Here is a 10,181-nt window from a genome sequence, read left to right on the forward strand (position 1 = left end):
GAACTGTTCGTTGATATTGGGGGGCCTCCAGGCAGAACCTAGATTTGAATTGAAAGTCAGGTTTCTGGTCAGTGCATATACTCCTCCAAAGAATGCGGAGTAATTGTTGAATCTGAAATCCCTCTCCTGAAGTTCGCCTCGTATTATCCTAGCTGCTTCCACATATCGGGAATCAAATCTCAATCCACCCTCCAATTCCAATGGACCATAGGTAAATTTTTCGATGGCATATATTCCAAGATTGATCATGTCAAAATTTGGAACCAAAGGAATGACCCCAGTGCCGGGGATACTGGAATTGGCCTGTTGCATTAACTGTGCTCCAACCGCACCATCCCAGTTTTTTCTTGTTTGATGGTTATAGCTTAAATCTAGGGAATTGGTAAAAAGCACCATGTCCAATGAGGCCCTATTATTCAATTCTCCTCTCCTTCGATCAAATTCCTGTCTATGGTTTCTTTGAAATGAGTATTGAAAATTGAGCTTTGATCCATCATTTAAATGATAATGGATTTTTGTTTTGACAAGTTGATGATCTACTTGTTGTTTGGGGTTCTGGATATCATAGCTGAACTCAGGTTCCCGGAAGGGCCTGCCATTGTCAATGATACTTTGCAGATCACTAAGGTTACCGGTATGAGCGTCAGATAAGATCCCTATGGTTGTTCTGAAATTACTCACATACAGTTCTGACCCTAATCTGCTGCTGCTATACCCGATTGCACCTGAAAAGTTCAGCTCCTTGACCCCGGTATTGGCAAGAAAATAGTCCGGAGTCTGTACATTTCCGGCAAATTTCGAAGATCCTTGAATTCTATAGCCAAGGCCTTTGATTTTTTCAGATCCCCCAATAAAAGAAGCAGCTGCGTTTAATCCCATACCATTTGAAAATCCGATCAGGTCAACTTCCCCTTTTTGAATTGCCTTTACAGGTAATGGAGCTGGATTTACCAAAATAACACCACCCAAGGCATCAGCTCCAAATCTTACAGTTTCAGCTCCTTTTACTACCGAGATTTCATTGGCTATAAAAGGATCAATTTCCGGTGCATGGTCTGCACCCCACTGTTGACCTTCAAGCCGGACTCCATTATTTAGGATCAATATCCTGTTACTGTGAAGACCATGAATGACCGGTTTTTGGATCGTAGATCCTGAAGAGTATGTATTGACCCCTGGTATTTTTCTGAGAGATTCTCCTAATGTCTGTCCCCTGGTGGATCTCAATACTTCACCATAAATCGAGGAAACTGAATTGGTCGTAATCAAGGCATCCTGATGACCATGAATATCAACGCCTTCCAAGGCAATATCCTCTGCTACCATTCTGAAAGTATAGTTACTGTTGTTTTTGATTTCCAGTTTTTCAATATAATCCTGATGTCCTAGGTACTGGATTTTGATTGTGTAAGTACCCGGACAGAGATTTGGTAATCTGAACAGTCCGTTAAAATCAGAAACAGTTCCAATTTCACTTTCCATAATCCAGATGTATGCGTCCTGTATAGGTTCATTATTTTCAGCATGTATTACTTTGCCCCTAATGACCAGATTACAATCTTGCTGTGCCAGAACCGGAATGACCAAAGAAATAAATATCAATATTAAAACAGCAACCCTCATAAATGAAACATAGTTGCAAAAATAAAAACTATAAGAAGGAATACCTAAATTTAATGCAACTTTGTTTCAACAAAACCAGAAAGTATAAATACAATAAATTCCAATTAAATTGATTTAGCATGACACTATTTCAAAATATGAAAAAATATCTATAGTTTCTCACTCAAAATTTACTGATTTTATAATAAAATTTATTTAAGTTAGGAAGTTGGAAATTAGCTTTTCCACAGATGTATAACCATTAATCATTAAGACCATGTTAAAAAATGTTTACCAAAAAATGCTGAGACCTGCATTCTTTTCCATGCTGGTATTGGCAATTGCCGTTAGTTCCTGTCAGGATACCGGCGATGAATTGAATATTCAGGATCTTGACCAAATAGCATTAGGTCAAAAGGAAGGGTTTATTCCCGGAAAATTCATTGTTGTTCTTCATGAGAATACCCTGAATTTCAGGAAAACTGACAGGTATGAAGATGTTCAGATAGGTATGAGAAAAGCCGCCCATGATATTGTGGCTAGGTATGGTGTAGCGGAAGATAAAGTGGACAGGGTGTTTGGGAATCTAATGACTGGATTCTCACTGGAACTTACCAGTCAACAATTGGAAACATTGGAAAAAGATCCTATGGTGAAATATATTGAGCCGGATGGATATGTCCATATCAATTCCACAACCCAGAACAGTGCCACTTGGGGATTGGATAGGATCGACCAAAGAGCTTTACCACTCAATGGAACTTATATTTATACTGGCACGGGACAGGGCGTAAAAGCTTTCATCATAGATACAGGTGTCAGAACAACCCATAATGAATTCGGAAACCGGGCACAAAGAGGTTTTGATGCTTTTGGCGGAAATTCTGAGGATTGCAATGGACATGGTACCCATGTTGCTGGCACAGTGGGAGGAACTACTTTTGGGGTCGCCAAGAATGTGACTCTTGTCGGCGTAAGGGTTTTGGATTGTAACGGTTCCGGTTCTTGGAGCGGGATAATAGCAGGTATGGATTGGGTAGCCGCCAATTCCAGTGGACCATCAGTAGCCAACATGTCATTGGGAGGTGGAGGAAGTGCTGCCATTGATGATGCTGTTGCAAGATTGTATGATGCCGGTGTACCGGTAATCGTTGCTGCCGGAAACGGCAATTTCCTTGGGAGAGAGGATGATGCCTGTAAATACTCTCCTGCGAGGGCTCCAAGAGCTTATACTGTAGGTGCAACTACCAATACAGACTCCAAAACGTCTTGGTCAAATTATGGAAACTGTGTGGACATTTTTGCACCAGGAGCATCCATCACTGCTGCCTGGCATACCAGCAATACTGCTACCAATACCATTTCAGGAACCTCAATGGCATCACCTCATGTAGCGGGAGTAGCTGCCTTATATCTTCAAGGCAACACAAGTGCAAGTCCCCAGATGGTATACGATTATCTTTCAAGCACTTCGACAAAAAATGTTGTGAACAATTCCAGGACTACCAACAATCATTTGTTGTATTCTTTGGGTGAAAGTTCAGGGGATGGAGGAGATGGTGGTGATGGAGGAGACGGTGGTGACGATGTAACTACTGATATTCAATTGAGCGGTACCGGTTCAAAAGTTCAGGGAAGATGGAGAGCTGACTTAGAATGGAATGGTGCTATCACCTCAAAAGTAGATATCTACAGAGACGGAACCAAATTCACAGTTAACAACACAGGTAAATACTCTGATCAAACCAACTTCCGAGGAGGTGGTTCCTTGACCTACAAAGTATGTGATGAGGGAACACAAAATTGCTCAAATGAAATTACCATCAATTTCTAACCCAATTTAATCATATAAAAAGGCCAATCTAAGCTTTAGGTTGGCCTTTTTTTATTCATTTCCTTGAGTTCATATAAGATGGATTCCAGCCCGTTGAGTCTGATTTCATAAAGAGTATGGAGCCACATCCCAAGTTTTCCCTCAGGAAATCCCTTGCGGTGCATCCAGACCAAATAATGCTCCGGCACATCACAGAGCAATCTTCCCTTGTATTTTCCGAAGGGCATCGTCCTGGTCACCAGGTCCAATAAAATCTGTTTATCCATTTTTTACCGTTAGTTGATTAGATTTAAGCTTTATATAATGAGACGATATTAGCAGGATTTCCGGTCTTGAAAAAGAAATTTTGGAACAACAAGCCGGTTTTTTGAGTTCTACTTTTGAAAAAAGTATTAATCCATGGTTTTTTAATTTCAAGTTATTCAGGGATGTAAAAAATTAGTCCTTTCGTTTAAAATTAAATTTTATCGGGATAACTTAGTAAAACAAAAAACCAAATAGACCGCGCTATGAAATCGATCAAATACAGTAACGGTGATACCATGCCAATCATTGGTCTTGGGACATGGAAATCTAAACCGGGAGAAGTTTACCAAGCTGTCATTTGGGCGATAGAATCCGGTTACCGCCAAATAGACTGTGCAGCTATTTATGACAATGAAAAGGAAGTGGGCAATGCCCTGGAATTTGCTTTCAAAAATGAACTCGTAAGCAGAAAGGAAATGTTTATAACCTCCAAACTTTGGAACAGCAATCACCGCTTGGAGGACGTTCAGCCTGCGCTCAAAAAAACACTCAAAGATCTCAAATTGGATTACCTGGACTTATACCTGATTCATTGGCCGATAAGTTTCAAAAAAGGTGTCGGTTTTGCCCAAAACAGGGAGGAATTTTTCACCTATAATGACATTCCCTTGTCACAGACCTGGGAAGGAATGGAAGATTGCAAAGCCAAAGGTCTTACCAAACACATTGGGGTATCCAATTTTAATATTTCCAAATTAGAGGAGATTATAAAAAGCGGGAATCAGATGCCTGAAATGAATCAGGTGGAAATGCATCCTTTCAACCCACAGCATAAATTGGTTGAATATTGCAGGTCCAAGGGGATTCACATGACTGCTTATTCTCCACTAGGTTCGGGTGACAGATCCTCATCCATCAAAAAATCCGATGAACCAAGTTTGTTTGAACACCCGGTTATTAGGGAATTGGCGGATACGTATCAGGTCAGTGTGGCACAAATTTTAATAGCGTATTCAATTGATAGAGGTATTGTGGTTATTCCCAAATCTGTGAACGAAGCCAGAATAAAGCAGAATTTGGCTTCAGTAGAAATTCAATTCAATAAAGAGGATTCCGAAAAATTGGGAAAAATTGATCTGAGATATCGATTTATTGACGGTTCCTTTTTTACAGGTCCAATGAGTCCTTATTCCCAGGAGGACCTTTGGGAAAATGATAAAACCTAATGTATCAAAGAGTCAAAAAATTAACATTATTTCAGATAATTAAAGACAGCGTCAAGGATTTTTTTTCCGGTGAATCGATGGGATTGGCTGCGGGGACAGCATTTTACACTATTTTCAGTTTGCCGGCATTGTTGATCATCATCCTCAATATAGGTACAACCTTATATTCCGAGACAGAAATTAAGCATGAGATGCTTCATCAGGTAGAAGAATTGGCAGGGGCTGAAAGTAGGGAAACGTTGGAGAATATTCTGGAAAATTTTGACATGGAATCCAATGGCGTTATACCCAATTTTGTTGCTTTTTTTATTATAGCTTTCAGTGCTACCACGGTATTTGTAAGCCTCCAAAATGCCATCAACCATATCTGGCATATTAAACCAAGGCCGGAAAAAGGGATATTAAAGTTTATCATCAACCGTTTGTTAAGCTTTTCTTTGGTGGCAACCATAGGTTTTATTCTTTTGGTTTCTCTTGTCCTTGAAGCCGTGCTGGCAATTGTCAACAATTACATTATTGAGAACGTGATTGATTTGCCAATTAATTTGGTAACAATAGCAAATTTTGTACTTTCTCAAATAATCCTAATAGTTGTTTTTGCTTTGATGTATAAGATATTGCCCGATGCAAAAGTAAGATGGAAGGATACTTGGATAGGAGCATTGGTAACCATGGTGCTTTTTGGTGTTGGAAAGTATCTGATTGGGATTTATATGGGAAACAGTGATCTGGGTTCTTCTTATGGAGCGGCCGGTTCTTTGGTTATTTTATTGATCTGGGTTTACTATTCCGTGGTAATTTTCCTATTTGGTGCCCAAATCACCTATTATATTGCCGAACATGTCGGAGGAGGAATTGTTCCTAAAAATCAGGCCATCAAGGTGGAAATCAGGGAGATTGGAAATTGAAAGATGTCCGATGTCCGATGATGACCGATGTAGCCTGAATCGATATTTTAAGCAGCTTAATTATGAAAATAGCTGTTTAAATTAAGATTTATCTAAAATTCTATTGACTAAAACCTTCCATTCCTCTTCAAGACTCAAGTCAGGCCTTGATTCTCCTGATCTTTTATACCAATAATCCGCATTCCAAAGGTCCCCTTCTTTTCGATGCAGGTAAGCATGTACCCTGGCTGATAATTTATCAGAGGGTCCATCTGCTAAATCATGGGCTTTTTTCCAATCCCCTTTGCCATCATGCCACAGAGCTTCCAGTTGGGATTGAATGCTCTTGGGGGGATTTTTGTCTTTTAAAGATTTAATAAATTCGTCAGGTGTCATGTAGCAGTAAATTATGTAAGTGGTATCCAATTTATTACAATTCTATAATAAGGTATTTTCTTATTATTACAATTTAATATCAGAAACCGTGAATTATATTTTTTAAACTAATATAAACCATAATATTGAAATGTTTAGAAATTTTAACAACCCTAAAGAAACCAAATCCAAATACATTCCCTCCGATGAATTCTATAGTCAGATTATCGATAGTCTTCAGGATTATTCCATTTTCACACTTGACAAAGATTTAAAAATCAACAGTTGGAACTCGGGATCCACAAATATTTTTGGATGGGAAACTGATGAAATTATAGGTGAAGATTTTGATATAATATTTACACCGGAAGATTTGGATAGTGGGATCCAAAATCAAGAAATTGAAATTTCACTTTCTAAAGGAAGGGCAACAGATGATCGTTGGCATGTAAAGAAAGATGGGAGTAGATTTTTTGCCCATGGCCTGGTTTTTCCGCTTAAGGATGAAAAAGGAGAAATAATAGGATTTGTAAAAATATTGCGGGATTTGACTGAGATGAAGAAATCCGAAGAGGTCATCGAAACCTACATCAAAGATCTTGAGGAACTCAATACGCATAAAGAAAACGTACTTGCCATCATTTCCCATGATCTTCGGTCTCCATTGACCGGGATAATTGGCCTGGTGTCACACCTTAAGGAAAATATCAAAGAAATGGATGGTGAGGAAGTAAATGAAATGATTGAACTTCTACTCAAAACTTCCCGGGAAGAATTGGCCATGTTGGATTATCTTGTCGATTGGGCGAGGGTGAAATATGCCAATGAGGCGTTTACACCCGAAAAGATACCGTTGAATGATTTTATCCACGATGTTTTTGATCGAATGAAAGATACAGCACAGTTAAAAAACATTAACCTTCTTCATCAGATAGATGAAAATGAAACTGTATTCGCGGATCAAAAAATGTTGCAATCCGTTTTTCAAAATCTGATTTCAAATGCGATCAAGCATACCGATTCTGGAGGAGAAGTCAATATATCAACCAGACGAAATGAAAAAGAAATTATTGTTCAGGTCAAGGATTCCGGTATAGGTATGTCCAAAAAGATATTGGAAAAACTTTTTAAACCACAGTTAAGAGCACTATCAAATCCCATGAAAAAAAATAAAGGCGCTGGTATCGGCTTACTTTTGGCAAAAGGATTTTTGGAAAGAAATGGTGGGAAAATATGGGTTGAAAGTGCCGAAGGTGAAGGAACTTCATTCTTTTTTTCCTTACCGATTGACAAAATCATTAAAGGACAAGTAATTGTTAATGAGATCTAATTCATTCCATAAAGTGAACGATTTTACAATTAATTCCTAAAGTCTCCGGATTTTCTCCCTCTTTAATATGAAACTAAAAAATCAAATCTTAAATCTAAAATCTACAATCTAAAACCTGCCTGCCGGCCAGGCAGGTCTCCAATCAAAAAGGATATCCAATCCCAATATTAAAAACAGTCTGACCCCTTTCACCCATAAAACTTTTGAAGAAATTGCCTAAGATAAACCGCTCCCCAGGTAGTCTTGCAGGGTCTACGGCTTTGACGCCCATATCCATTCTCAGCACAAGAAAATCAAAATCCATCCTTAATCCCAAACCTGTTCCTACTGCTATTTCTTTATAAAATCTGTTCCATTCAAAATTTCCAAGATCTCTTGGATTTGGATTCATTGGGTCTTCATTAATTGGATCGTCATTTTCATATTTAAAATTCCAACTATTTCCAAGGTCAATAAAAAAAGCACCATCAAAATACCCATAAATCTTAGACCTTAATTCAAACATACCTTCGAACAAAATATTCGCGGGCTGTTCTAATCTATAATCAAATGAGCCATCGGCCAATATTGGTGGTGCAAATGAACCTGGTCCTAGACGTCGAGGTTGCCAGGCCCGAATACCAGTGCTACCTCCGGCGAAGAAGTATTTTTCATAAGGCAAAATCCCATTGCTGACGCCATAAGGTTTTGCGACTCCAAGATTGAGACGGTAAGCAAAAGTCTGTTCCCTTGTAATGGGAATAAATCTTCTGAAATCTGCCTGAAACTTCAGGAATTGGAAATAAGCCAGACTACGTTCTTCTATAAAACTAGGATTTACAAAATTCAATGAAGTACCACCGCTTTCCATAAAAAGCCTTAATAGGGAAGCTTTGTTTCTCTGGAATGCGCCATATTGATTAAAATTGAAAATTACCTGTCCGGATATACTGCTTACGTATGAGGGTAAAAATGTATTGATCAGGTTGTTTCCTTGGTCTCGAAGGTCTACCAGAAGTTCCTCGAAATCATTACTTAGCCTAGAACGAATGAAGTTGGCATCAAGAACATTCAATGTAAATTGCTGTTTCATGTTTCTGGTATTCCAGTTGTAGCTGATTACGCCGTTGACACTTTCTCTGATATACTCTGGCCTGTCAACATAATTATATCCTATCAGCGTTCTTGTTCTTGGGTTATACCTTCCAAACCTTTCCAGTGAGTTGATACCAATAGGGAGCAAAAACTGTGGGAAAATAACCGAAGCCGAAGTATTGAGTTCCCTGCTTCGGAATACACCACCTTCACCTGTCGCGGATACCACACCTTCCAAACCTGCCCTGAAAAAAAATTCAAAAATCTCAGCTCCTCGGAATAAGTTTCTGTTTCTGAGTGAATGACTGAAAAACGGTCCCGGAACCTGTTCAGTGATACTGGCACCCACCTGATTGGTGATCTGGTATTTTTGATTGGGCTGGGTAAAGATTCTCGGCCTCAGGGTATTCCCGATGGTATCAAACGCAATATTGACAAATCTGAAAAGATCCAGATTGGCCAATTGCCTTTGGGTCTCAATAACATCTGTCCGGTTATACAGGTCTCCTTTTGACATAAAAATCCTGGAAGAAATGATTTTTTCAGAATAAATATCCCTGTAAACCTCAAAATTGATGTCCTTGTAAATGTTCTTCGTACCCTGATCTATAAACTCATTTGAAGGGGGATCAATGGAAAAAAATATGGAATCCAAGGTATACACCTGATGGTCGTCGGCATAGACAGGTTTTCGGATCAACTGTTCTATATTGACTGTTTTTTCTAAAGTATCCTTATAAACATTGTATTCAATATATGATCTGGAAAATGTATAATATCCATTTTCTTTCATCAGGTCTTCAATCCGTTGCCTTTCCTTTGATATATTACTTTGTTCATATATACCGGAAATCTTGATATTTGTATAGGAATTGTTTTTCAACAATAGTTCATAAATGTCCGGGTCATCGGACCGGGTATAAAAAGTATCAACAATATAGGGTTCGTCTTCTATTATCAGGTAAGTGATTCTTGCTTTCTTATCTGATCTGGAAACTTCAAAATCAGCTTCAGCATCAAAAAATCCATTATTGAACAAATAAAACTCCATTTGTCTCCGGCTGTCCTCTGTTATTGCACTGTCATAGATAACCCTTGGATTTCCGGTTCTCATAAAAAAATTTCCAAATTCAAGCTTTTTTTCAATCGCAGTTATATTGGTATTGAGTTTATTGAGCCTTTTGGCCTGAATCCTGTCCAGTTTATTTTCCTCATCAATTTTGATCAGGCTTTTCCTTTCCTCTTCCAATTTTTCCTTTCGGTTGATATGCTTTGTACTGTCAAAAGTCCATTCCCCAAAGCGGTAAAGTGAAACACCCACAGAAGTGTTGAGTAAAGGGATTCTTGTGTTGGGATTTTGGCGGATGAGGTTTTGGAGGGATGACTTATCACTTTTCTTTACCCCTGCTAATTTGACATCATAAACCAGATACTGACCTTCCTTAAGTCCTTTGGTCAAAGAACAGCCGGAAATAAAAATAAGCAGAAAGAGAAAGTTTATATATTTGGCTTTATTCACTATTTGGCAATTAACCGAATGTTAAGCAAAAATACGCTTAAGTTTATTAAATCCTTGCACCAGAAAAAATTCCGGAAACAGGAAAATG

8 protein-coding genes are annotated in these 10,181 nt (G+C 38.6%); 4 read left to right on the top strand and 4 right to left on the bottom strand.

Going from position 1 to position 10,181, the window contains the following annotated elements:
• The coding region (locus ACEW8O_RS22610) for a TonB-dependent receptor (protein WP_373496901.1) at positions 1-1,623 on the bottom strand (1,623 nt) is incomplete at its 3' end.
• Between the two features lie 256 nt (positions 1,624-1,879).
• Here ACEW8O_RS22610 and ACEW8O_RS22615 point away from each other — a divergent pair.
• Complete coding sequence (locus ACEW8O_RS22615; RefSeq protein ID WP_373496902.1) at positions 1,880-3,436, top strand: S8 family peptidase; 1,557 nt, start codon at positions 1,880-1,882, stop codon at positions 3,434-3,436.
• A 35-nt stretch (positions 3,437-3,471) separates the two neighbouring features.
• On the opposite strand, the gene ACEW8O_RS22620 is transcribed toward ACEW8O_RS22615, so the two are convergent.
• A complete protein-coding gene (locus tag ACEW8O_RS22620; protein ID WP_373496903.1) occupies positions 3,472-3,702 on the bottom strand; it encodes a DUF3820 family protein in 231 nt (76 codons plus the stop codon).
• Positions 3,703-3,945: 243 nt separating this feature from the next.
• Here ACEW8O_RS22620 and ACEW8O_RS22625 point away from each other — a divergent pair, with 243 nt between their 5' ends.
• Together ACEW8O_RS22625 and ACEW8O_RS22630 are read left to right on the top strand one after the other, a co-directional pair.
• Positions 3,946-4,908, top strand: coding sequence for an aldo/keto reductase (locus ACEW8O_RS22625; protein ID WP_373496904.1), 963 nt, complete (start codon positions 3,946-3,948; stop codon positions 4,906-4,908).
• Complete coding sequence (locus ACEW8O_RS22630) at positions 4,908-5,816, top strand: YihY/virulence factor BrkB family protein (protein ID WP_373496905.1); 909 nt, start codon at positions 4,908-4,910, stop codon at positions 5,814-5,816. The genes ACEW8O_RS22625 and ACEW8O_RS22630 overlap by 1 nt, the downstream gene beginning before the upstream one ends.
• Before the next feature lie 81 nt (positions 5,817-5,897).
• Here the strand turns inward: ACEW8O_RS22630 and ACEW8O_RS22635 are convergent, their stop codons facing one another.
• The gene (locus ACEW8O_RS22635; RefSeq protein WP_373496906.1) at positions 5,898-6,191 is read right to left on the bottom strand and encodes a hypothetical protein; all 294 of its coding nucleotides are present in this window, start codon (positions 6,189-6,191) and stop codon (positions 5,898-5,900) included.
• A gap of 130 nt (positions 6,192-6,321) precedes the next feature.
• Between ACEW8O_RS22635 and ACEW8O_RS22640 the strand changes: the two genes are divergently transcribed.
• Positions 6,322-7,500 (top strand): ATP-binding protein, encoded by a 1,179-nt coding sequence (locus tag ACEW8O_RS22640; protein ID WP_373496907.1) that lies wholly within the window; start codon positions 6,322-6,324, stop codon positions 7,498-7,500.
• A 142-nt stretch (positions 7,501-7,642) separates the two neighbouring features.
• Here ACEW8O_RS22640 and ACEW8O_RS22645 read toward each other — a convergent pair whose 3' ends face one another.
• Positions 7,643-10,093 carry a BamA/TamA family outer membrane protein gene (locus ACEW8O_RS22645; protein WP_373496908.1) on the bottom strand — a complete coding sequence of 817 codons (2,451 nt, stop codon included), beginning with the start codon at positions 10,091-10,093 and terminating at the stop codon, positions 7,643-7,645.
• Positions 10,094-10,181 lie beyond the last annotated feature (88 nt).

The sequence above is a fragment of the Aquiflexum sp. genome, from assembly GCF_041749095.1.
Lineage (GTDB): Bacteria > Bacteroidota > Bacteroidia > Cytophagales > Cyclobacteriaceae > Aquiflexum.

Bases quoted from the DNA above. Each gene is read 5' to 3' on its own strand.
- ACEW8O_RS22615 (WP_373496902.1), top strand. From the start codon at position 1,880: ATGTTAAAAAATGTTTACCAAAAAATGCTGAGACCTGCATTCTTTTCC.
- ACEW8O_RS22620 (WP_373496903.1), bottom strand. From the start codon at position 3,702: ATGGATAAACAGATTTTATTGGACCTGGTGACCAGGACGATGCCCTTC.
- ACEW8O_RS22625 (WP_373496904.1), top strand. From the start codon at position 3,946: ATGAAATCGATCAAATACAGTAACGGTGATACCATGCCAATCATTGGT.
- ACEW8O_RS22630 (WP_373496905.1), top strand. From the start codon at position 4,908: ATGTATCAAAGAGTCAAAAAATTAACATTATTTCAGATAATTAAAGAC.
- ACEW8O_RS22635 (WP_373496906.1), bottom strand. From the start codon at position 6,191: ATGACACCTGACGAATTTATTAAATCTTTAAAAGACAAAAATCCCCCC.
- ACEW8O_RS22640 (WP_373496907.1), top strand. From the start codon at position 6,322: ATGTTTAGAAATTTTAACAACCCTAAAGAAACCAAATCCAAATACATT.